The organism is Riemerella anatipestifer, from assembly GCF_035666175.1.
GTDB lineage: Bacteria > Bacteroidota > Bacteroidia > Flavobacteriales > Weeksellaceae > Riemerella > Riemerella anatipestifer_D.
This window is the reverse complement of the sequence record NZ_CP142016.1, coordinates 257,422-279,363: the sequence shown is the minus strand read 5'-3', so window position 1 is coordinate 279,363 and position 21,942 is coordinate 257,422. Positions and strand designations below refer to the sequence as shown.

23 protein-coding genes are annotated in these 21,942 nt (G+C 35.0%); 5 read left to right on the top strand and 18 right to left on the bottom strand.

Annotated features, from left to right (window positions below):
- Positions 1–4 precede the first annotated feature (4 nt).
- Both yidD and VIX88_RS01340 read right to left on the bottom strand, forming a co-directional pair.
- A complete protein-coding gene (gene yidD / locus VIX88_RS01345) occupies positions 5–259 on the bottom strand; it encodes a membrane protein insertion efficiency factor YidD (RefSeq protein ID WP_064969823.1) in 255 nt (84 codons plus the stop codon).
- Positions 260–330: 71 nt separating this feature from the next.
- Entirely contained in the window at positions 331–1,209 is an 879-nt protein-coding gene (locus VIX88_RS01340) for an IS982-like element ISRa1 family transposase (RefSeq protein ID WP_127919813.1), read from the bottom strand.
- Between the two features lie 117 nt (positions 1,210–1,326).
- Between VIX88_RS01340 and VIX88_RS01335 the strand changes: the two genes are divergently transcribed.
- Positions 1,327–2,604: a replication-associated recombination protein A gene (locus VIX88_RS01335; RefSeq protein WP_064970435.1), complete on the top strand. Its 1,278-nt coding sequence runs from the start codon at positions 1,327–1,329 to the stop codon at positions 2,602–2,604.
- Here the strand turns inward: VIX88_RS01335 and VIX88_RS01330 are convergent.
- The 11 genes from VIX88_RS01330 to pyrH all read right to left on the bottom strand — a co-directional run bounded on the left by VIX88_RS01330 (position 2,601) and on the right by pyrH (position 11,396).
- Positions 2,601–3,212 carry an L-threonylcarbamoyladenylate synthase gene (locus VIX88_RS01330; RefSeq protein WP_064970436.1) on the bottom strand — a complete coding sequence of 204 codons (612 nt, stop codon included), beginning with the start codon at positions 3,210–3,212 and terminating at the stop codon, positions 2,601–2,603. The two genes, VIX88_RS01335 and VIX88_RS01330, sit on opposite strands and share 4 nt — an antisense overlap.
- On the bottom strand, positions 3,196–4,002 hold the full coding sequence (locus tag VIX88_RS01325; protein WP_064970437.1) for a lysophospholipid acyltransferase family protein: 807 nt from the start codon (positions 4,000–4,002) through the stop codon (positions 3,196–3,198). Before VIX88_RS01325 ends, VIX88_RS01330 begins: the two co-directional genes overlap by 17 nt.
- A gap of 28 nt (positions 4,003–4,030) precedes the next feature.
- Positions 4,031–4,651 carry an NUDIX hydrolase gene (locus tag VIX88_RS01320; RefSeq protein WP_038693277.1) on the bottom strand — a complete coding sequence of 207 codons (621 nt, stop codon included), beginning with the start codon at positions 4,649–4,651 and terminating at the stop codon, positions 4,031–4,033.
- Positions 4,652–4,654: 3 nt separating this feature from the next.
- Positions 4,655–5,347: a potassium channel family protein gene (locus tag VIX88_RS01315; RefSeq protein WP_064970438.1), complete on the bottom strand. Its 693-nt coding sequence runs from the start codon at positions 5,345–5,347 to the stop codon at positions 4,655–4,657.
- Positions 5,348–5,353: 6 nt separating this feature from the next.
- The gene (locus tag VIX88_RS01310) at positions 5,354–7,102 is read right to left on the bottom strand and encodes a TrkH family potassium uptake protein (RefSeq protein ID WP_154212617.1); all 1,749 of its coding nucleotides are present in this window, start codon (positions 7,100–7,102) and stop codon (positions 5,354–5,356) included.
- A 10-nt stretch (positions 7,103–7,112) separates the two neighbouring features.
- Positions 7,113–7,955 carry a prephenate dehydrogenase gene (locus tag VIX88_RS01305; protein WP_064970440.1) on the bottom strand — a complete coding sequence of 281 codons (843 nt, stop codon included), beginning with the start codon at positions 7,953–7,955 and terminating at the stop codon, positions 7,113–7,115.
- The gene (locus tag VIX88_RS01300; RefSeq protein ID WP_064970441.1) at positions 7,955–8,326 is read right to left on the bottom strand and encodes a DUF4258 domain-containing protein; all 372 of its coding nucleotides are present in this window, start codon (positions 8,324–8,326) and stop codon (positions 7,955–7,957) included. Before VIX88_RS01300 ends, VIX88_RS01305 begins: the two co-directional genes overlap by 1 nt.
- The gene (locus VIX88_RS01295) at positions 8,326–9,516 is read right to left on the bottom strand and encodes an alanine dehydrogenase (protein WP_064970442.1); all 1,191 of its coding nucleotides are present in this window, start codon (positions 9,514–9,516) and stop codon (positions 8,326–8,328) included. Before VIX88_RS01295 ends, VIX88_RS01300 begins: the two co-directional genes overlap by 1 nt.
- Before the next feature lie 49 nt (positions 9,517–9,565).
- Positions 9,566–9,973, bottom strand: a complete 408-nt coding sequence (tsaE, locus tag VIX88_RS01290; protein ID WP_038693267.1) for a tRNA (adenosine(37)-N6)-threonylcarbamoyltransferase complex ATPase subunit type 1 TsaE — start codon at positions 9,971–9,973, stop codon at positions 9,566–9,568.
- A 124-nt stretch (positions 9,974–10,097) separates the two neighbouring features.
- Positions 10,098–10,652 (bottom strand): ribosome recycling factor, encoded by a 555-nt coding sequence (frr, locus tag VIX88_RS01285; protein ID WP_214193965.1) that lies wholly within the window; start codon positions 10,650–10,652, stop codon positions 10,098–10,100.
- Positions 10,653–10,688: 36 nt separating this feature from the next.
- Entirely contained in the window at positions 10,689–11,396 is a 708-nt protein-coding gene (gene pyrH, locus VIX88_RS01280; RefSeq protein WP_064970444.1) for a UMP kinase, read from the bottom strand.
- Positions 11,397–11,604: 208 nt separating this feature from the next.
- Here pyrH and truB point away from each other — a divergent pair, with 208 nt between their 5' ends.
- From truB to rluF, 3 genes are read left to right on the top strand one after another with little or no spacing between them, the layout of a single operon-like run.
- On the top strand, positions 11,605–12,303 hold the full coding sequence (gene truB / locus VIX88_RS01275) for a tRNA pseudouridine(55) synthase TruB (protein ID WP_064970445.1): 699 nt from the start codon (positions 11,605–11,607) through the stop codon (positions 12,301–12,303).
- A gap of 3 nt (positions 12,304–12,306) precedes the next feature.
- Positions 12,307–12,867 (top strand): hypothetical protein, encoded by a 561-nt coding sequence (locus tag VIX88_RS01270; RefSeq protein ID WP_064970446.1) that lies wholly within the window; start codon positions 12,307–12,309, stop codon positions 12,865–12,867.
- A gap of 3 nt (positions 12,868–12,870) precedes the next feature.
- Complete coding sequence (rluF, locus tag VIX88_RS01265; RefSeq protein ID WP_064970447.1) at positions 12,871–13,593, top strand: 23S rRNA pseudouridine(2604) synthase RluF; 723 nt, start codon at positions 12,871–12,873, stop codon at positions 13,591–13,593.
- Here rluF and VIX88_RS01260 read toward each other — a convergent pair.
- The 3 genes from VIX88_RS01260 to VIX88_RS01250 are packed head-to-tail and all read right to left on the bottom strand — an operon-like array spanning position 13,590 to position 16,202.
- Entirely contained in the window at positions 13,590–14,045 is a 456-nt protein-coding gene (locus VIX88_RS01260) for a phosphohydrolase (protein ID WP_064970448.1), read from the bottom strand. The two genes, rluF and VIX88_RS01260, sit on opposite strands and share 4 nt — an antisense overlap.
- 48 nt (positions 14,046–14,093) lie before the next feature.
- Positions 14,094–14,480: an acyl-CoA thioesterase gene (locus tag VIX88_RS01255; RefSeq protein WP_064970449.1), complete on the bottom strand. Its 387-nt coding sequence runs from the start codon at positions 14,478–14,480 to the stop codon at positions 14,094–14,096.
- A gap of 48 nt (positions 14,481–14,528) precedes the next feature.
- Positions 14,529–16,202 (bottom strand): APC family permease, encoded by a 1,674-nt coding sequence (locus VIX88_RS01250; RefSeq protein ID WP_064968396.1) that lies wholly within the window; start codon positions 16,200–16,202, stop codon positions 14,529–14,531.
- A 124-nt stretch (positions 16,203–16,326) separates the two neighbouring features.
- Between VIX88_RS01250 and VIX88_RS01245 the strand changes: the two genes are divergently transcribed.
- Positions 16,327–19,830, top strand: a complete 3,504-nt coding sequence (locus VIX88_RS01245; RefSeq protein ID WP_310503727.1) for a T9SS type B sorting domain-containing protein — start codon at positions 16,327–16,329, stop codon at positions 19,828–19,830.
- 19 nt (positions 19,831–19,849) lie between these two features.
- On the opposite strand, the gene VIX88_RS01240 is transcribed toward VIX88_RS01245, so the two are convergent.
- The gene (locus tag VIX88_RS01240; protein ID WP_324711485.1) at positions 19,850–20,728 is read right to left on the bottom strand and encodes an IS982-like element ISRa1 family transposase; all 879 of its coding nucleotides are present in this window, start codon (positions 20,726–20,728) and stop codon (positions 19,850–19,852) included.
- Between the two features lie 309 nt (positions 20,729–21,037).
- Positions 21,038–21,940 (bottom strand): ABC transporter ATP-binding protein, encoded by a 903-nt coding sequence (locus VIX88_RS01235; protein ID WP_153926466.1) that lies wholly within the window; start codon positions 21,938–21,940, stop codon positions 21,038–21,040.
- Between the last annotated feature and the right edge of the window lie 2 nt (positions 21,941–21,942).

Sequence of the window (21,942 nt, the reverse complement as noted above, 5' to 3'; positions counted from 1 at the left end):
GCTTTTAGTTTATTTTGTGTTTCTTTTCAGGTACAGGGTCATAGCCACTTCCTCCCCACGGGTGGCATCGCCCAATTCTTTTTATGCCTAGCCAAAATCCACTTAAAAATCCGTGTTTTCTCAAGGCTTGTAGCATATAATGTGAACAGGTGGGCTGATAGCGACAATTATTTCCTAGCCAAGGAGAAATGGCATTTTGGTAAAACTTGATGAGAATTACCAAAGGGAAAATCAATATGTTATTAAAATTTGCTTTCAAAACATTGCAAAAATAGACTAAAAAAATGAAAATTAGTTTAATTTTGTTTCTAGTTTAACTCGTTGTGCATTTTAAATAATACTGATTTTTAGATGATTTAATTTTCTTTGGAAGATAAATTTATTGATATATTGAATAACCGTTGCGGCGGTTATTTTACTGATTATCCTTGTTTTAAAGCCTTCAAAAGTTTTAGCATAGTTTCTTTTAATCATAAATTGGTCGCAAAGTTGAGAGAAAAATGTCTCAATTCGTTTTCGCTTTTTCTTGTACAATGAAAATTGAGGAATATAATCTTTCTGATTACTTCTCATTGGTGTATCTAATTTAATATTAGCATAGTTAAATAAATCTATTTGAACTTTTGCTGATAAATAGCCTCTATCTCCAATTAAAGTACAGTTTCGCATTTGCTCACCACTATCTTTTAAATAGTGGATGTCGTGAACGGATGCAGGGCTTATATCAAAATTCTTAATCACACCATTTAAAGAACATACTGCGTGTAGTTTATAGCCATAGAAATATAATTTCTGTGAAGCACAATAACCATATGTTGGTGAAGAATAGGATTGCTCTTTACAAATTTTTGAACGAGTAGAACGAGCGTTTTCACAAACTTTCATTGGCATGCTATCAACGATAAAAATATCTTCAAACTCATTGAACTCCATCGAAATACGCTGTCTAATTTGCTCTGTTTGTAGGGATAGTCTTCGTTTTCGCTTATTGTAAACACTTCTTTCAATTTTGTTTATCAGAGAGTTTGGCAATTTTCTAAATAACTGTAATTCGCTATCAATACTCAAGTATTCAGCAGTAATATTAAGACTTATGACTTCTAAATCGCTCATTTTAGGTGTTCTTCTCTGATAACTAATCAGTTGATTTTCTGAAAAAAGTCCTAAAACTTCCAAAATTCTTTCATATATTTGCTCTAAGTTGTTCATTTATATCGTTTTATAGCAAAAACAATATACTGATTTTCAGTCTAATAAACAACTCTTGTTTTTTTCATTTCATAATGCACAACGGGTCTAGTTTAAATAATTTTAATACCTCATACTTTGAATTCAAATATTCCTTTAGCAGAGAAATTACGCCCTAAAACCTTAGATGAAATGCTTGGGCAAGAACATCTTACAGGTAAAGACGGAACGATAAGAAAAATGTTGGATACTGACCGACTTAATTCTCTGATTTTATGGGGACCTCCAGGAACGGGTAAAACTACCTTAGCAGAAATTCTTTCGGAGCAATCGGGACGAAAATTTTTTAAACTTTCTGCGGTTTCTAGTGGGGTGAAAGAGGTAAGAGAAGTGATAGATGAGGCCCAAAAGCAACATTTGTTTTCTGGTAAATCTCCTATTTTATTTATAGATGAAATTCATAGATTTAACAAGTCACAACAGGATTCTTTGCTTCACGCTGTGGAAAAAGGCTGGGTGGTTTTGATAGGAGCAACTACCGAAAATCCTAGCTTTGAGGTGGTTTCGGCATTATTGTCTCGTTCTCAAGTTTATATTTTGAAACCATTGAGTTACGAAAAATTGGAAGAACTGGCTACTATTGCGGTCGCTCGTTTTAATCAAGATGAAAATACAGATTTTACTATTGAAAACAATCAAGGGTTTATACAATATTCGGGAGGCGATGCTAGAAAACTCATTAACTCAGTAGAGTGGGTGCTTAATCAGTATAAAGGCTCTGGGCAAAACCAGTTATCTAGTGAGGCTATTCTGAAAATTTTACAAGAAACCGTACCTGTTTATGATAAAAATGGTGAGCAACATTATGATGTAATTTCAGCTTTTATTAAATCTATTAGAGGGAGTGATGTTAATGCCGCTTTGTACTGGCTAGGGAGAATGCTCGTGGGAGGCGAAGATATTAAATTTATTGCAAGGCGACTTTTGATATTGGCGGCAGAAGATATAGGTTTGGCTAACCCTAACGCTCTCACAATGGCTAACAGTTGTTTTCAATCAGTTAATGTTATAGGTTATCCAGAATCTCGTATTATCCTTAGCGAATGTGTGATTTATTTAGCGGCTTCACCTAAGAGTAATTCGGCGTATCAAGCCATTAATGAGGCAATGGCAATGGCGAAAAAAACAGCTCATTTGCCCGTGCCATTGCACTTAAGAAATGCTCCTACAAAACTGATGAAAGAAATGGACTATGGTAAAGATTACCGCTACGCTCACGCCTATGAGGGAAATTTTGTGCCACAAGAATTTCTTCCTGAAGAATTATCTGGAGTTTCTTTTTATTGTTCAGGAGATAATGCCACCGAAAGAAAAATAAAAGAACAAATTTCTAAAAAATGGGGCGATAAATACTAGAGTTCGCCCTTACCTTGTCTAATGATTTCTGCAACGCCAGAAGTTAAATCTACAATAGTAGAAGCTACATTATCACCATAGCCTGAATCAATTACAATATCCACCAAGTGGTCGTATTTTTCAGCAATCAATTCTGGGTCTGTGGAATATTCTATAATTTCATCATCATCTTTTATAGAGGTTGAAGCAATAGGACGACCTAATTTTTCTACAATAAGTTGCGGAATAGGGTGGTCTGGCACTCTAATACCAACGGTTTTATGACCTTTATAAGCAAGAGGTAAATTCTTATTAGCTTCTAGAATAAAGGTAAACGGTCCAGAAATATGACTTTTTAATAATCTAAAAACAGAATTGTCAATGGGTTTGGTGAAAGACGAAAGATGACTTAAATCGTTACAAATAATAGAAAAATGAGCTTTCTCTAGTTTTATTTTTTTTAGAGTAGCTAGTTTTTCCATAGCTTTGATATTATTGATGTCGCACCCCATGGCGTAAACCGTGTCGGATGGATAGATGATAAGACCTCCATTATCTAAGGTTTTAATTACCTCTTTTATAAGGTTTTCTTGGGGATTTTCGGGATAGATTTTAATGACTTTCGCCATAGTTTTTTTCTTTTTTTCGTTTCAGTTCCTCGTCGTATTCGTGGAGGATATTATGTTCAGGAGTTTGTTCTATAGCTTCCATTATTTTTTGTAAAATCTCTTGTGCAGATTCGTTTTCATAATCAATGTTAAGAGCAGGTTTAAATTCCATAGTTGGTTCTACGCCTGTTACTTTAATTTTAAGCCCTTTTTTGTCAAAAGCCCTTCTAAATCCATTGATTTTGATAGGTATCACAATAGGACGTTGTTGTTTTACCAATTTGGCAGTTCCTTTTCTTCCCTGTGCAAATGCAGAGGTAGTCCCTTGTGGAAAGGTAATTACCCAACCATTATCCAAAGCTTTAATGATGTTTTCTACCTCACTCATATCTACCATACGATTAACATTTTTGCCTTCGGCACGCCATGTTCTTTTTACCGTTACGGCTCCTGCTAGTTTGAAAATTCGGGCAAGGATACCTTTATTCATCGTTTCTTCAGCGGCCACATAGTAGAAATCTACTTTAGGATTAAGGAGGTAAACAGGATTTTTTATCGTGTTATGATAACCATTATTTACGGCACAAAAAGCGTGATACATAGCTGCAACATCAGCAAAGTAGGTTTGATGGTTAGATACAAACAAAACATTACTTTCTGGTAAGTCTACCAAATGTTCAGTACCTGATATTTTAAGTTTATTAAATCCGTTGAACCTTCTGTAAGATATTAGTCCTAAAATGAAAATAATAAATCTTTTAAGAAAGTATAAATTCCCGAATGAATCGGTAAATATTGTTTTTTTTGCCATTGGTTACGCCTATGTTTAGCATGCAAATTTACATATTTTTTAACAACTGGCTAAACTCGTACAAAATCATAGAAGTAGCACCCCAAATATTATAGTTTTTATATTGTATCACAGGGACTTCTATATGTTTGTCAAATAAAATTTTAGAGGGTTGTTTTGGTAGGTCTAAAAGTAAGGATAGAGGTAGTTCTATCAGCTCTTGGGCTTCAGATTCTTGTAGAGTGAATTTTGGATTTTTTTTAGTATACGAAACATAAGTATGAACATAAAAATTACTAGGCGGAATATACAACGGACTTAAACTTCGTATCAACCTCAAGTAAGGACGAATAATGCCTAGTTCCTCTGTAGTTTCACGCAGAGCGGTGTGGGCAAATGTTTCATCAGAAACTTCTTTTTTTCCACCAGGTAAAGAGATTTGTCCACTATGTTTGTCATTAACATTAGCTGTTCTTACCATAAGTGGGATATGCCATTGGTTATTTTTGAGATAAAGTAAAATGTTAACAGCAGCTAACTTTGGTTTTTTAGCCATTATTTCGTCATAAGAGTAGAGAGGTCTTTGGGGAGGAGCATAAATTTTATGAGCATTTTCTCCTTCTAGAGGAGCAGCTTTAATTCGTTTGATTAAATCTCTACCAAGTTTCATTTTTTAATCCATTTTTTGTTTTAAAAAACCTTTTAAATCTTTGTTAGAACCATAAATTACTAGTATATCATTAGTTTCTAGTAGAGTATCTGTAGCTGCCACACCTAGTACTTTGTTTTCTGTTTTGGTTTTGCCTAAAAGACTTTTAACTTCTACTTTCCTTATAATGGTAAGAACGGCTAAGTTGTATTTTTTGCGGAAATCTATCTCACGAATAGTCTTCCCAATATATTCTTCTGGTACTTTAGCTTCTATAATGCTATATTCTTGGTTTAGTTCAAAAGAATCTACAACATTGCTTAGACATAGTTTTTTTGCCCATCTTTCGGCTGTTTCTTCTTCTGGGTGTACTATTTCATCAACGCCAATGGCTTGTAATACTTTTTCGTGAAGAGGATTGATGGCACGGCTGATGAGTCGTTTTACTTGTAAGTTTTTAAGGAGAGCGGTGGTCATTACATTAGCACCTTGGTCTTCGCCAATAGCAACCACGAAAATATCAGTTTCTTTGATGGGAAGCCCCGAAACAGTAAATTCATCGGTAGAATCCATACAGATGGTATGCGATATTTTTTCTTTATAGGCATCTACTTTGGCGGCACTATTATCTATCCCGATAACTTCGTTGCCTTGAGCCGTTAGTTTTTGAGCTAAAGAAGCTCCAAAGTTTCCTAATCCTACTATAATATATTTCATTTGTCTTTAATTTATGGTAATTTCTTCCTTTGGATAGCTGTAATTTTTATACTTAGATTTTTTAACGATGGCAATAGCTAATGACAACATACTGATACGCCCCACAAACATAATGCCTATGAGTACCATTTTAGAGGCTTCACTTAGAGAGGCGGTAATGCCTAAGCTTAGTCCTACGGTACTATAAGCAGAGAAACATTCAAAAGAAATATCTAGAAGGTTTTTGTCTGGGTCAAAAAAAGTAATGAGCATAATGCCCAATCCTATCGCCATAAGAGATAAAGTCATAATAGCAAAAGCTCTTCGTATAGAAATATCCGCGATTTCTCTTCGGAAAATTTCTACTTTAGATTTACCCTTAGCAAGGCTTAATACATTAAGAAATGCTATGGCAAAAGTATTCGTTTTAATACCACCACCTGTAGATTGTGGCGAAGCTCCTACCCACATAAGTAAAAATATAACCATAATGGTAGGGAAGGACATAGAAGCGTTGTTAATGGTATTAAATCCTGCTGTCCTAGGCGTAGTAGCACCAAATAAAGCGGTTACGAATTTCCCAAAACCTTCGTGTTCTGCTAAGGTATTGTGATATTCTAAAATGTAAAAAATAATAGTACCAACTATCGTGAGCGATACGGTGGTTACCAAAGTGATGCGGCTATCTAAGGTTAATACCCACGGTCTATACATTCTTTTTTGTTCGGAGAATGGACTTATATGGGCAATTTTGTATTTAATATAATTGATGATATTTACCACGATAGGGAAGCCTAAACCACCGAACACAAAGGTGAAAATAATAACTAAATGCAAGTAGTAATTGTACCGATAAGCCTCATCATAAAGACTAGCATCTAGCGTAGAAAATCCTGCATTACAAAAGGCAGATACGGAATGGAAAATAGAAAAAAAGATATGCTGAAACTCCGAGGTGAACAGAGTGGAGCTTACACTTGTATATATCAAAATTCCAGAGAAGAGTTCTATCCCAAAAGTAATGAGAATAATGTTTTTTAGAGTGGAAAACACATCGCCGAGTTTTTTTGAACTCGTCATATCGCTTAGAGCCAATTGGTTTTCGTAAGAAGTGCCACCTTTGAAAAAGTAGCTAAAATAACTTGCGAAAGTTAAAATCCCTAAACCTCCAATCTGAATTAAAATAATAATGATAAGTTTACCAAAAGTTGTAAAATCACTACCCGTATTCAGTACCGATAAGCCCGTAACACAAACCGCACTAGTAGAGGTAAACAAAGCATCTAAAAACGAAATCCCGTGTGTGGTAGCTTTGGGGAGCGTGAGCAGAAAAGCTCCCATTAGTATAATCACAATAAAACTACTGATGAATAATTGGGCTGGATTGAGTATCGTCCTTTTAAAATTGATTTTCAAATCCGAAAACTCTCTTATAAAAGTAAATACCACTGCCATAATAACCCAATATCTACTTTCAAAAAAACGGTCTAGGCTACCGTACAATGGGCTTAAAAAATGAAAGTAGAAAATAACCACCGTAAATATTACTGTAGCTAAATCAAAAATAAAGGCTTTCCGATTAACAGAAGTTCTTTTCTCATAATATCTGGCAGCAGTGGAGATGAGTCCTATGGCAATAGCGAAGTGGTAGTAGCCATCAAACATCATTCTAGAATCTTTAGATTGGTTAAAACCAAAATCGCCAAAGAAAGCAACAATCCCTAGGGTGCTGATGATAAAGGAAAATATATAGAGAAGTTTAAAGTTAATAATCATTATTAAAAATTTATTTCAAAATACCTCTTATTTTGTTGGCATTTTTGATGAGTTCTTCTAGGAAATCATAATTTTCTTTCTCTAATGCAGCTTTAAATTTTCTTAATTGAGAAATATGCTCATTAAGTACATCTAGTACATTCTCTTTATTTTGTTTAAAGATAGGAACCCACATTTCGGGGTGAGATTTTGCTAACCTTACCGTGCTAGAAAATCCCGAACTGGCTAACTGGAAAATAGTATCTTCTTCCTTCTCTTTTTCTAAAACCGTATTGGCTAGAGCATAAGAGGTAATGTGTGAAATGTGCGAAATATAAGCCGTGTGTATATCGTGCTGTTCGGAAGTCATTTCCACGAGGTTCATTTCCAAAAGTTGGTAAACTTCGGATACCTTTTCCACAGCGTCTTTTGCAGAATCTTTAGCATCGCAAAGAACAGCTACTCTACCAGAAAAAGAGTCTAATTGGGCTGACTTAGGTCCGCTGTTTTCCGTCCCCCACATAGGGTGCGAAGCTACGAAACGATTTCTATTTTCATGATTTTTGATAGCATTTACAATCCCTAACTTTGTAGAACCAGTATCCATTACGGTTTGATGTTGGTCTAGTAAATCCAATACATTAGGTAGTATCTTTTGGGTAGCATCTACAGGAATCGCTATGATGATGAGGTCAGCCTTTTTTACCGTATTTTCTAAATCATCAGCTTCATCTATGATGCCTAATGCTAAGGCTTCGTTGAGGTGGTTTATGGAGTTATCTGTACCACATATTTTTATTGAGGTATTTTTACTTTTCAGCTTTAAAGCCATTGAACCACCAATTAACCCAACGCCAATTAGTCCTACAACCATTATTTAAGAGATTTAAGGTTAAAGAAACGAGCTTCTTTCTCACATTTTTCAAAACTGATTTCGTACATCGGATTTTTTTTAGGATAGTAGAGTAGATAAGAAGGGCAAGGCTTTTTTTGAGCATTACTCTTTTGGAAATCTATTTCACCGTGGGTAATAAGGCTATCTTTTAAAAAACTTTCAGTGATTTGTAGGTGTTGCATTTGAGTTTTAAACTCCTCAGAATAGCTGAACTCTTTAGATAGGGTTTCTGCTATTACACGGCTGTTAGGAAGGTAGCCACTACAACTCACTCCTTTCTGATTAAGTACAAAAAATACAATAATAAATCCTGGTATAACTCCTATTAAATAAAATTTGAGTTTTCTCATTAGAAGGTTAATAAGTTTATATCGTGATAGTTTAATCCAAATTTTTCACAAATAATTTTCTTTGTATGTCTGCCTTTGTACATGTATATAGAATCTTTGCTGCTGGTATTTTTTAGAAGCATAGTTTCTAAACCTCCTTCATGGTCAGATTGTAATAGGTAACTTAGGAAGAAGTTGCTAATAGCTTTAGTTGTAGTTCTAGGCGTTTTAGAAGTCAGGTTTGGAATTCCAGAGTGAACCACCTCGTGTTTTATAATTGTAGGATTTTCTTGGGTGGTAAGTTCGGCGGTTTCAATAGACTTTCCGTAATCAATAGTAAGGTCAATAATTACACTGCCTTTTTTCATGAGTTGTACCATCTCTTCCGTTACAACAGGAGGAAGATTATGCCTTTGCAAAGCTCCTATTACAATATCGGCTCTTCTGAGACTTTTCGTCAGTTCTTTAGGGTCAATAATTGAGGTAGAAACCCTATTGTTTATAAAATTATGTAATCTTCTTAATTTGGCTAAAGAATTATCAAAAACCCTAACATTAGCACCTAGACCGATAGCCGTTTTTGTAGCAAACTCGCCCACAATACCTGCTCCTAAAACCACTACTTCGGTAGGTCTTACACCTGTAATGACGCCAAGCATTAAGCCGTTAGACTGAGCTAAAAGTTCTGAAGCATAAAGGATAGAAACATTACCTGCAATTTCTCCAATAAGCCTTACTAAAGCTAATTGTTGATATTCATCTTTAATAAATTCAAAAGCAATAGCAGTGATTTTTCTTTCGGCTAATTTTTTAAAATAATGAGGCGTCTGAAGGTTAACTTGTAGTGCTGAAATCAAAAAAGCTGAAGGCTTTAAATAATCAATCTCTTCCTCTGTAGGTGGGTTTATCTTTAGTATAAGTTGCTGTCCAAAAGCTTCTTTAGGGTCGTTAGTGATGATAGCTCCTGCTTCGGAGTATTGTAAATCTGTAAAAAATGAACCTTTTCCTGCTCCACTTTCTACGACTACTTGGTGACCATTTTGTGTGAGAACTTGTACTGCATCAGGAGTTAGGCATAGTCTTTTCTCGTTTAGGCAAGTCTCTTTAGGAACACCTATAAAAAGTCTTTGTCCTTTTTTTATAATTTCTAATCTTTCTTCTTTTGGTAGAAGCTGCTCTTCTTTAAATGGAGTAAATATAGTGCTACTCATAGTTATTAGGGATTATTCAGTATATGAAAAATATAAGCAAATATAAGAATCATTTAAACACAATATGCCTTTCTCCTTCTATATTTTCTATCTTCATCTCGTGATAGGGGATTCCTTCAAGTTCAGGCTCATAAATTTCTGGCCATTCAATGATAGATAAAAAACCTGTTTCTAGATATTCTTCGATACCGATGTCAAATGCCTCATCAATGGATTTCATTCTATATAAATCAAAATGATAGATGTTGCCTTTTGGGCAAGCATACTCATTTACAATGGCGTAAGTAGGGGAGGAAACCTCGTCTGTACTGCCAAGAGTCTTCAATAAAAATTGAGTAAAAGAGGTCTTACCAACACCTAAGTTTCCCTTTAATAAAAGGATAGGGTGTTTTAGTTGAGGCAAAATTTGATGGATAACTTCTTGCCACTCTTCGATGGTAGATATTTTAAATTCCATAATTTAGGAAGTTTAGATAGGGTTGAGTTTAACTTATTATAGACTAATCAATCTTTTGAAGAAAAGTAGATGATATACAGTAACATTTGAAAAAATAAGCTACCTAAAAAGGTAGCTTTAGTTTTTATATTTTCATAATATCCACCTCTTTGTGTTTGTAGTGGTAGTCTATCATGCTGATGTACTTATCTGTAAGTTGCTGAACCTCGTTTTCGGTATCTTTAATAATATCTTCGGATACACCGTCTAGCTTCTTAAGGTCTTTCATAGCGTCTTGTCTTGCATTTCTTACAGTTACTTTAGTCTGTTCTGCTTCCGCTTTAGCTTGCTTTGCAAGGTCTTTTCTTCTCTCTTCAGTTAGCGGGGGTACATTTAGGATAATAGTATCACCATTGTTAGACGGAGCAAACCCTAAGTTAGAGTTAATAATCCCCTTCTCTACATCCTTAATAGCTGACCTGTCCCAAGGTTGGATAGCAATAGTCATCGCATCAGGGATAGAAATATTCGCAACTTGGTTAAGAGGCGTAGGGCTACCATAATATTCCACCATTACATCTTGTACCATAGCCGTAGAAGCACGCCCAGCTCTAATCTTTAAGAAAGCGTGTTCTAGGTGTTTAATCGCAGCGTCCATTTCCTGACGAGCATTGTCTAATATCAACTGTATTTCTTCCATTTTATTTAATGATTATTTTTTAATTATATAAAATTCTTAGTTTCTTACCACAGTTCCCACTTCTTCGCCCTGAACTACTTTTAGTAGATTTCCTTCCTTATTCATATCAAAAACAATAATAGGGAGTTTGTTTTCTTGGCTGAGAGTAAAGGCAGTCATATCCATTACCTTTAAATTCTTTTCATAAACTTCATCAAACGAAAGGCTGTTGAATTTTACTGCATCTTTATTCTTTTCAGGGTCGCTGTCGTAGATGCCATCTACACGAGTACCTTTAAGGATAACATCAGCACCTATTTCTATAGCTCTTAGTGTAGCCGCAGTATCCGTAGTAAAGTAAGGGTTACCCGTACCAGCTCCAAAGATGACTACTCGCCCCTTTTCTAAGTGTCTAGTTGCCCTTCTTTTAATAAAAGGCTCAGCTACCTTATCCATTTCAATGGCAGATTGTAGTCTTGTTTTAATACCAATGTCTTCCAAAGCACCTTGTAGAGCCATACCATTGATAACGGTTGCTAGCATTCCCATATAGTCGCCCTGAACTCTATCCATTCCTTTAGCAGCACCTGCTAACCCTCTGAAAATATTACCTCCTCCTATCACGATAGCGACCTCGCAACCTTGGTCTACTACTTTCTTAATTTCTGCGGCATATTCCTTTAGTCTGTCGTTATCTATACCGTATTGTAGGTTTCCCATAAGTGCTTCACCACTAAGTTTGAGAAGGATTCTTTTATATTTCATAGGTTTACTTTTTAATTAAATCAATATTTACTTTGGACTAAAATTTCCTCTGCAAATATAAGTATTACGACAGAATTAACTCTCATTTGATTTAATTAAATATCAAAAAAGTATTTCTTTAAGCTATGTTAATTTTATGAATAAACCTTATGATGATGTTAATGAGTAAAACTTAATTGTTATTTTTGTAGCAGAGAATATAGAAGTGATGATATTAGAAGAAATACAGGCTGGACAGGTATTTTTGGTAGATAAGCCTTTGGATTGGACTTCCTTTCAGGCGGTTAACAAGATAAAATTCAAACTAAAAAGAGAGTTTAAGCTAAAGAAGATTAAAATTGGTCATGCAGGTACATTAGACCCTAGAGCCACAGGGCTTTTGGTGGTATGTACAGGCAAAGCAACTAAGACTATCCCAGAAATACAAAACGCTCCAAAAGAGTACCACACCGAAATAAAAATTGGAGTCCAGACGGCTTCTTATGACACCGAAGAACCAGAAATACTACCACAAGATATTAGTGCCATCACTAAAGAGCAAATTTTAGAAACATTGAGTAGTTTTGTGGGAGAGATAGACCAAACGCCACCCATATTTTCTGCGATTAAAGTAGATGGCGAAAGAGCATATAATCTTGCTAGAGCAGGAGAGGAAGTAGAATTGAAGAAGAGACAAACCACCATTTACTTTATAGATAATATAGAGATTGATTGGCCTTTTGTGAGGTTTAGCGTGGGGTGTTCTAAAGGGACTTATATCCGAAGTTTGGCACACGACATAGGTCAGGCTTTAGGCGTAGGAGCCTACCTTACACAGCTAAGAAGAACCAAAATTGGTGATTTTTCTGTGGAACAGGCTTCGGAGCAATTTTTAACGAATGAGTTTAGTTTTGCTAATGATATTTAAGAAATGTATAAATTTTTAGTCTTCTGTTTTACATTTATCTTTTTAGGAGGTTTTGCCCAAAAACAAAAGTCAGATAAGTTGGGGATATTTACGGGAGTAAATGCCAATGTAGGCTTAGATTTAGCCTCTATTCTTAGAAGAGATAATACTAACACCAATAATCATACATTAAATAATAGCCGAAGCGATGAAAAATTTGCTTACGGGTTTGCTTCTGAATTGGGCGTACAACCTTTTAATTGGTTGGCTATTTCTGGAGGAATTAAGTATAGCTATGTTTCGGATAATTATCATTTATTGTATTACACCATCAATCCCTATATTTTTGTTACCAAAGCCGAAGACCACGATTTTGGCTACATTGGGCTAAAATTGGGTAAACAGTTCAATCGTTCCGCAGCTAATGATACGGCGTATTGGGGACTAAGTGTTGGCAAGTTTGATGCTTCTATTTATCGCAATTTAGGGCAGAAGTTTGAGCTGTCTTTAGAAGGCTATAGTATGGGGAATTGGTTTATAGGTTTCTCTTATGGTATTGTATTTTATAGTAATAAAAATTTATAGTGGGTGGAAAAAGTTAGAATCAATAAATATTTATCGGAAGTAGGCTTTTGTTCTCGTAGGGAAGCGGATAAAATATTGGAACAGGGGAGAATTACCATCAATGGTAAAATACCAGAATTAGGGACTAAAGTAAGTGCGGAAGACGAAATAAGAGTAGATGGAAAACTTATTGCTGAACCAAATGAAGAGCATGTTTATATTGCATTTAATAAGCCTGTGGGTATTGTTTGCACAACGGATACTAAACGAGAGAAGAATAATATTATTGATTACATCAAATATCCCAAACGCATTTTCCCGATAGGGAGATTAGATAAACCCAGTGAGGGTTTAATATTGCTGACTTCGGATGGTGATATTGTTAATAAAATATTAAGGGCAAGAAACAACCACGAAAAGGAATATATTGTAAGAGTAGATAAGCCTATTACCAATAAATTTCTAGAGCAGATGAGAGCAGGAGTGCCAATACTAGGTGCAGTTACTAGAAAATGTGAAGTAGAACAGTTAGATAAAATGCAATTTAGGATTGTGCTTACTCAAGGATTAAACAGACAAATCCGCCGTATGTGTGAATACTTAGGATACGAAGTGAAGAAGCTAAAGCGTATCAGAATTATGAATATCCACCTAGATTTACCAATAGGAAAGTGGCGAGAGCTGACACCCAACGAGATGAAAACCCTCAACCATCTGATTAAAGATTCAGCGAAAACCTACGATTAGTATTTTTCTATAAGATAATGATAGGCTTTTAGATATTTATTAAACCTTTTTAAATCTTTCTCTGTGAGAGGCTTATTTACTCTCTTCAGGTCCATATTGTCGGTTAAATCATTTATTTTAACAGCAATGGCTAGTGGCGACTGTTCTATGCGTTTAATAAAATCGTCATAGCTTTCCTCTGGATTAGTTTTAGAAAGGCATTCTATAGCAAATAATATTTCATCTGGGAAGCCTTGTTTTTTTAGATATTCTATGCTGTATTCTGGACAATCTTCTACAACATCGTGTAGTACACCTACTATTTTTTCGTCTAGAGTTTTACCGTAATTCATTACCCTCATCACATGCCCTATATAAGGAGCCTTGTATTTGTCGGTTTGTCCACGGTGGGCATTTTGAGCTATTTTAATAGCTTTATGGAGTAATTCTTCCTTCATCATTTTGTCTGTCATCTGATAATTTTAATAACAAAAAGAATTAAACTATTTTTAGTGATAGAATTAGTCAAGTATTTTAATAGGTTTTTTGTTCTCATCTATAGCAACGAGAGTGAAATCACCAAATACTGCTTTTTCTCTTGTGTTAGCATACATTTCTTCGATAAAAACCTCTACACTTACTTTTAAGCTGGTGTTTCCTACAGATTTTACCTTCCCTATAAGTTCTACTAAAGTATCTGCAGGAATAGGTTTTTTGAAATCAATTTTATCACAACTTACTGTTACAATGGTCTTTCTAGAAAATCTAGTTGCAGTAATAAAGGCAACCTCATCCATCATTTTCATAACAGTACCTCCAAACATAGTATTATGGTGGTTAGTAGTGTCAGGAAATACTACCTTAAAAGTGTGCGTTTCAGATTGTTTTATTCTTTCTTCGTAAGTCATTTTAATTAAGTGTTTCTAGCCATCTTACAAATATAATCTTTTTTTGACTTATTGTTGTACTCTAAGTTTACTGTTTTTGTAGCCATAACCAAAGTAAACTACCAACCCAATCCCAAACCAAACAATAAACCAGAACCAGTTTTCGTGAGTCATTCCCGTAAGGAGATAAAGGCAAGAACTTAATCCTAGTAGAGGGATAAGAGATAGATTTTTAACAAAAGCTAATAGAGACAAAACTAGGTTAATGATTAGATAAATAAATATGGCCAATCTAAATTCTCCTTCTTCAGGGTCGTTCCAATCCATCAAAGTACTGAAAAATTCAGGAATGAGATTATAGAAGAAAACGACTCCACTGGTAAATAAAACTGGGAAAATATATTTAGCATTGATGTAAGGCATCTGGAAACGACCTTCTACTTTTTCTTTTCTTGGTAAAAGTAGAACGCCGCCACACACCAAAACAAAGGCAAATATAGTACCGATACTCGTAAAATCTAAGATGAAAGATTTATCCGTAAACAGTATAGGAATACCGACTACAAACCCTGTAATGATAGTAGCAAAAGAAGGGGTTTTTCTTGTAGGGTGTATTTGCTGGAATTTTTTAGGAAGCAGTCCATCACGGCTCATAGAGTACCATATTCTAGGTTGCCCCATTTGAAATACGAGAAGAACACTGGTTATCGCAATAATTGCAGTAACAGAAACTACAAGTTCCATCCACGCGACATTGGCGTTGGAAGGTTCAAAAATAAATGAAAGTGGGTCACCCACACCATCAAACTTTCTATAATCTACCATACCTGTAAGTACTAGTGTAAGTACCATATAGATGGCTGTACAAAGTACTAAAGCGATTATCATACCTTTTGGAAGAGTTTTTTGAGGGTCTTTGGTTTCCTCGGATAAAACACTCAAAGCATCAAAACCTATATAGGCGAAAAATACGCCAGAAACGGCACTCATCACTCCAATAAATCCATTAGGCATCATTGTAGGCTGGTGTGTAATGTTGCTTATAGGAGTCCAATTATCTGTATTGATGTAAAATACACCTACAGCTATCACTAATATAACAACAGCAAGTTTTAAGATTACCAATAAGTTGTTAAAGTTTTTACTTTCTTTTATTCCAATGTAGCATACCCAAGTAATTAACCCATTGATAACTAAGGCAGGAATATCCACTATAAATTTTAATCCGCCAATAACAGGAGCGTTTTTCCAAGCCGAAATAAGGGCAGGGTGAGTAGACCCTTTGAAAAAGGCTTTTTTAGCTTCGGAGTAGCTACAAGTGAGGTAGTCAGGTATATTAATTCCTATTCTAGAAAGAAACGAAGTAAAGTAATCTGACCAAGAAAAGGCAACATAAATATTTCCAAAAGAATATTCCATAATTAGAGCCCAGCCTATTATCCAAGCTATAAGCTCTCCAAAACTAGCATAGGCATAGGTGTAGGCAGAACCAGCGGCAGGGATTCTACTAGCAAATTCAGCATAACATAGAGCCGTAAAACCACAAGCTACACCACAGATAATATAAAGTGTAATAACTCCAGGACCACCTCTAAAAATAGCTTCGCCTAGACTACTAAAGCTACCGGCTCCTATAATGGCAGCAATCCCGAAGAATACAATGTCCCAAACCCCTAAGGTTCTCACAAAGGAGCTTCCTAGGTCATTAGGGTTATATGATTTTGTTTTAAATAGTTGTTTCATACCTTATAAAGATGAACATTAAAAAGGGAACAAATGTAAAAGTTTTTTTCTTAAAAATGCTACTTGTTTATTTTTTTCGTATTCAAGGCAGTAGAGTTGTTTATAAATTTCGCAAATTTGTAAGATGAAAAAGTTAATACTTACCTATTTACTTCTTTGGAGTTCTGTTATTTTTAGTCAAATAATTATAAATAGTGCTGATAATACAGCTTTGCCAGCGACGGTACATTATTGTGAAGGCAGTATTTATAATTTAACTTTGAACGCTGAATCCACGAGTACGGGAGATTATAGCATTACAGAAACTACTTTAAATATAGCTAATCCTTCTACTTTTGTTCCTTTTGAAAGGAGAACAGGAAATAGTAATTTTTCTAAAGCTATAGATATTGGCTTTCCCTTTAGTTTTTATGGCAAAACCTATACTAAAGTTGTTGTAGGTTCTAATGGTAGATTGGTTTTTGGTGATAATGCTGATTTAGAGAATTTATATCAAAGCAATTATCAAGATAAAGTTTATAGTGGTAATGGTACAGAGGCTAATCGTCAGTTGCCTAATATTATTTATAATCAGGTAGATACTTCAAACCCTTCAAGGGCTTTAAGTTTAGCTAATTTATTTTTAGGTTTTACAGATATAGGTTACTATAACTCTAGCGATTATGATAAAATAACCTATTCACAAACCATTTATAGCGGTAAAAGGGGCTTGTTAATTTCGTTTGAGAATATTATAGAACTTCATTCTGACTATAATAGAACAATTAGCTCTAAAGTGTTATTGTTAGAAGATAATTCTTTTATTGTTAGGGTAGTTAAGAGATTGGGACAAAACGCTATTCTAGGAATTCAAAATTCAGATGCAAGTAAACATAAATTTGTTCGTAACTACAACAACACCAACTGGACTGAAAGTGGAAATATAGCCTATTTATTTACGCCTAACCAAACACTTACACCGAGTGCAAAATGGTTTGTAGATGGTGTAGAACGCTCTACAGATAGAAATTTCACCTACCTGCCTGTAAATGATGCAGAAAGACTAAAAGCCGAAATCACTTTTTCAGACGGTACCACACCTGTAGGGAATCCCATTTCTCAAGAGGTTGAGTTTAAAAAAGTATTAACACCAAGTATTAGCTCTGAAAGACAAACAGGTTGTGCTGCGGGTTATAAACTTTCTGTACAAAACCCTATTACGGGTATCGTATACCAATGGTACAAAGAAGGAGAATCTTTTGCAGTGGCAACAGGCAATTCTTTTATAGCGACTACAAACGGTAATTACTATGTTAAAGCCAATGGTTGCCAAGAATCGGCTAGAACAACGGTAGATATTAGTTCTGATTTACTACCTATAGGCTTTCTAGAGAATCAGATTTTTACAGAGTGTGATGCTTTAGGGAATAATCAAAGAGAAATTAACCTTTTGGATAAGGTAGGTTACCTAACTGGAGCAGGATATACAGTAGTGTTTTTAGATGAACAAGGTAATGTAGTAGCTACAGAAGCTAATGGTTATAAGTATACCATTGCTACAGGAGTTGAAAAAACATTGCAAATGAAAGTGTCTTCTAGCAACTGTACAGAGATTAGAAGTTTTAAATTAAGTTATCTATCTTTACCTAAAGACCCAATAGCGGAGCGAGTGTGTTTTGATACAACTACTTATAACCTTAGAGAAAGTTTTGAAAATGTTTATTTCGGAGGTCGAGGTTATACCTTTCTTTATTCGGTAGATGGAGGCAATACTTATAGTGCTTTGCAAGAGGTAAATCCTAGAGTAAACACACAACTTATGGTAAAAATAAAACACCCTAATTTTAGTTGTGAAAGTGTCATAAACCTAAACTTTGAGTTTTTGGACGAAGTTAGAGTAATGCCTATAACACCTTTTCCTGAACATTGTTTTAACTCTACAGAATATTTTGACCTTAACCAAACTAAAAGAGAGCTAGAATATAGTCCGGATATTGAAGCTACATTTTATACAGATGCAGCTTTAACACAGTTAATTAGTAATCTTAATTATAGGGGAGGAGGAATGATTTATATAAAAGTAAAAAATAAGGTTACAGAGTGTTTTGTAATTGTGCAAGATCCTTTGATATTGAAGGTAAATCCTAAGCCTTCTTTTATAAGTCAAAGAGAGCAAAGGGAGTCTACTTGCGGTTCTTCTATTTTTGATTTAACAATTACAGATTTGGCGAGGTTTACTAGTGATGGAGGAAGATGCAATCGCTATTTAACTGTTGAGTATTATGATAGTAGTAATCAAAAGCTAACAGAATCCGAGTGGAGAAGCTATAATCTTAGCACTCGAGGACGAGCTTATGCAAAAATTTTTTATTATGGAGGATATTTTGGGCAAGTCAATTATGATTTACTAGAGAAAGTGAAGCCACAAGCGATAAGTAATCAGATTTTAATCTGTACTGAAAGTAGCTATACTTTAGATAATTTTAAATCAAAGGTTATCAGTAATCCTAGTAGCTATACATTTTTAGACGAGAGCGGAAATCCACTCACTTCAGATTTTTCTTGGAGTGCTTTGCCTTATGTAGTAAAATTCTACATTAAAAATAATGAAACAGATTGTATATCTGATTTACAGCAAGTTTCATTTGTGCAAAATACATCTGTAACGGTTAATCATACTATCAATACATTTGAAATATGTGATACTAACTTTGACGGAATAGCCACCTTTAACCTTAACGATTGGAAATCTCAAATTACGTCAGACAATGCTGCTGCACTCGAATTTTATAGAGATGTAGCAAGAACAAATTTAATAAGTAATCCACAGAACTATCAAAATCAAATTGCTTTTGGAGAGAGAATTTATGGTATTGCTAAAAAAACAGGACAATGTCCTAGCGATTTTGAATTTGATTTAAAGGTTAAAATACCAACCGAAATATTGCCTATTAGCGATGTGCATTTGTGTTATGGTGAACCTGTGTCTGTTTCGGTATCCAACGCATCTGATTTCACTTCTATTAAATGGAAGCTACCAGACGGTACTATCAAAACAGGTACAAGTCTTAATTTAAATTACTCTGAGGTTCAGTGGGGTGTTTATACGGTAGAAGCAGTTAACGCTGTGGGTTGCCCATCAACAATAACATTTAAGATAACAGACGAAAATCAACCTAAAATTGTAAATGTTACAACCGATAATGATAGGATAGAAGTTACTGCCGAAGGAGGCGTTCAGCCCTACACCTACATTTTTAACGGAGTCCCGCAACAGTCCAATATACTTTTGAACCCCGCTGGTAGCCAATACACAATACAAGTAAGGTCGGCAACTGGATGTTTAGGAGCTCCTTTGTCCGTTTATTTTCTGAAATTTACTAATGTGATAACGCCTAACGGAGATGGTAAAAATGATGTTTGGACGGTGGAACATTTAGATAAAATGAAAGAAGTAAGTATGATTATAATGGACCGCTATGGGAAACCTGTTTTTAAAGCGGAATCTGGTGGTAACTTGGTTTGGGACGGTACAGAGAAAGGACGAGAACTACCTAGTGCCACTTATTGGTATGTTATAAAATGGTACGACCCTGCTACCCAAAGAAACGAAGTTAAACAAGGTTGGATTTTGCTTAAAAACTATTGAAACTAACTCGTTGTGCATTTTAAATAATACTGATTTTTAGATGATTTAATTTTCTTTGGAAGATAAATTTATTGATATATTGAATAACCGTTGCGGCGGTTATTTTACTGATTATCCTTGTTTTAAAGCCTTCAAAAGTTTTAGCATAGTTTCTTTTAATCATAAATTGGTCGCAAAGTTGAGAGAAAAATGTCTCAATTCGTTTTCGCTTTTTCTTGTACAATGAAAATTGAGGAATATAATCTTTCTGATTACTTCTCATTGGTGTATCTAATTTAATATTAGCATAGTTAAATAAATCTATTTGAACTTTTGCTGATAAATAGCCTCTATCTCCAATTAAAGTACAGTTTCGCATTTGCTCACCAATATCTTTTAAATAGTGGATGTCGTGAACGGATGCAGGGCTTATATCAAAATTCTTAATCACACCATTTAAAGAACATACTGCGTGTAGTTTATAGCCATAGAAATATAATTTCTGTGAAGCACAATAACCATATGTTGGTGAAGAATAGGATTGCTCTTTACAAATTTTTGAACGAGTAGAACGAACGTTTTCACAAACTTTCATTGGCATGCTATCAACGATAAAAATATCTTCAAACTCATTGAACTCCATCGAAATACGCTGTCTAATTTGCTCTGTTTGTAGGGATAGTCTTCGTTTTCGCTTATTGTAAACACTTCTTTCAATTTTGTTTATCAGAGAGTTTGGCAATTTTCTAAATAACTGTAATTCGCTATCAATACTCAAGTATTCAGCAGTAATATTAAGACTTATGACTTCTAAATCGCTCATTTTAGGTGTTCTTCTCTGATAACTAATCAGTTGATTTTCTGAAAAAAGTCCTAAAACTTCCAAAATTCTTTCATATATTTGCTCTATGTTGTTCATTTATATCGTTTTATAGCAAAAACAATATACTTATTTTCAGTCTAATAAACAACTCTTGTTTTTTTCATTTCATAATGCACAACGGGTTAAATTAGGTTTTAGAATAAATCCCTTGGGCTATTTGATAACTTTTACTAGATATTAAAATCAATCCTTTAGGTATTAAATTAGACCCTCTAGGTCTTACATTTGAGCCTATGGGCATTAAAGTAGAGGTTTTGGGTATTAAATTAGACCCTTTAGACCGTAAATTAGCCTCTATAAATTCTTATGGTTTTAAGTGCGAAGTTTAGGATTAAAGCCCTCAATCTAGGCTTTAAATAGTGGTAACATTTCTGCAAAGGAGCCGCAGCGGTGTGTGGCAAGTGGGGTAGTGATGAGCCATTCGGTAGAGGTATAGGTAAACTCATAGCAAGAAAGATTGGCTTTGGTGTGTTTTTTAATGAAACTCAATAGCAGTTCTTTTTCTCTTTCTGGGGCATTGATGAGTGGCATTGCGTAAGTTTCGGCTAGTGGAGTGTGTAGTGGTAGCTTTAACAAGACATCTTCTGCCATACCTGCCGTTAGTTTGCCGTGCTCTAGAAACCAAATTTGGTCGGAAAAATCTTTCGCCAATCGCCAATCGTGGGACGAGAATAAAACAAGTTTACGGTGCTGTTGAGCCAACTCTCGTAGGAGTGTCAGGATAGCCATTTTGTTGTATTCGTCCAGATGGGTGGTGGGCTCGTCTAGTACCATTACAGGCGTGTTTTGAGCTAAAGCTCTGCCTATAAAAGCCTTCTGCAAGTTGCCATCGGATAGGGTGGTTAGTTTTTGATTTTTATAATGCTCCAGCCCAAGATGGGTAATGATGTTTTGTATTTCGGCTTGGTCTTGCGAGGTCAGTTGAAAATAATATGGGTAGTGAATGAGTTTGCCTAAAGCCACCAAATCGGTTACAGTATAATTTTCGGGAAGGGTGTATTTAGAAAAAACAATGGAAACTAGCTGTGCCATTTCCTTTGGAGCTAAAGTGGCAATAGCACGATGATTGATGAAAATCTGCCCTGCTAAAGGCTTGAGCTGGTTGAGTATAGATTTTATTAAGGTGGTTTTACCAATGCCATTATTCCCCATAATGAGAACCACTTCGCCTAAATGGGCTTGGGCGTTGATTTCTTTAATGAGTGGCTGCTGGTAGCCAATATTGAGGTTGCGAAGTTCCAAAAACATAG

Bases quoted from the DNA above. Each gene is read 5' to 3' on its own strand.
- VIX88_RS01260 (WP_064970448.1), bottom strand. From the start codon at position 14,045: ATGACAGACAAAATGATGAAGGAAGAATTACTCCATAAAGCTATTAAA.
- VIX88_RS01300 (WP_064970441.1), bottom strand. From the start codon at position 8,326: ATGAGAAAACTCAAATTTTATTTAATAGGAGTTATACCAGGATTTATT.
- frr (WP_214193965.1), bottom strand. From the start codon at position 10,652: ATGGAAGAAATACAGTTGATATTAGACAATGCTCGTCAGGAAATGGAC.
- tsaE (WP_038693267.1), bottom strand. From the start codon at position 9,973: ATGGAATTTAAAATATCTACCATCGAAGAGTGGCAAGAAGTTATCCAT.
- pyrH (WP_064970444.1), bottom strand. From the start codon at position 11,396: ATGAAATATAAAAGAATCCTTCTCAAACTTAGTGGTGAAGCACTTATG.
- VIX88_RS01255 (WP_064970449.1), bottom strand. From the start codon at position 14,480: ATGACTTACGAAGAAAGAATAAAACAATCTGAAACGCACACTTTTAAG.
- VIX88_RS01270 (WP_064970446.1), top strand. From the start codon at position 12,307: ATGTATAAATTTTTAGTCTTCTGTTTTACATTTATCTTTTTAGGAGGT.
- VIX88_RS01240 (WP_324711485.1), bottom strand. From the start codon at position 20,728: ATGAACAACATAGAGCAAATATATGAAAGAATTTTGGAAGTTTTAGGA.
- VIX88_RS01235 (WP_153926466.1), bottom strand. From the start codon at position 21,940: ATGTTTTTGGAACTTCGCAACCTCAATATTGGCTACCAGCAGCCACTC.
- VIX88_RS01310 (WP_154212617.1), bottom strand. From the start codon at position 7,102: ATGATTATTAACTTTAAACTTCTCTATATATTTTCCTTTATCATCAGC.
- VIX88_RS01245 (WP_310503727.1), top strand. From the start codon at position 16,327: ATGAAAAAGTTAATACTTACCTATTTACTTCTTTGGAGTTCTGTTATT.
- VIX88_RS01295 (WP_064970442.1), bottom strand. From the start codon at position 9,516: ATGAGTAGCACTATATTTACTCCATTTAAAGAAGAGCAGCTTCTACCA.
- VIX88_RS01340 (WP_127919813.1), bottom strand. From the start codon at position 1,209: ATGAACAACTTAGAGCAAATATATGAAAGAATTTTGGAAGTTTTAGGA.
- VIX88_RS01305 (WP_064970440.1), bottom strand. From the start codon at position 7,955: ATGGTTGTAGGACTAATTGGCGTTGGGTTAATTGGTGGTTCAATGGCT.
- truB (WP_064970445.1), top strand. From the start codon at position 11,605: ATGATATTAGAAGAAATACAGGCTGGACAGGTATTTTTGGTAGATAAG.
- VIX88_RS01315 (WP_064970438.1), bottom strand. From the start codon at position 5,347: ATGAAATATATTATAGTAGGATTAGGAAACTTTGGAGCTTCTTTAGCT.
- VIX88_RS01250 (WP_064968396.1), bottom strand. From the start codon at position 16,202: ATGAAACAACTATTTAAAACAAAATCATATAACCCTAATGACCTAGGA.
- VIX88_RS01330 (WP_064970436.1), bottom strand. From the start codon at position 3,212: ATGGCGAAAGTCATTAAAATCTATCCCGAAAATCCCCAAGAAAACCTT.
- VIX88_RS01320 (WP_038693277.1), bottom strand. From the start codon at position 4,651: ATGAAACTTGGTAGAGATTTAATCAAACGAATTAAAGCTGCTCCTCTA.
- VIX88_RS01325 (WP_064970437.1), bottom strand. From the start codon at position 4,002: ATGGCAAAAAAAACAATATTTACCGATTCATTCGGGAATTTATACTTT.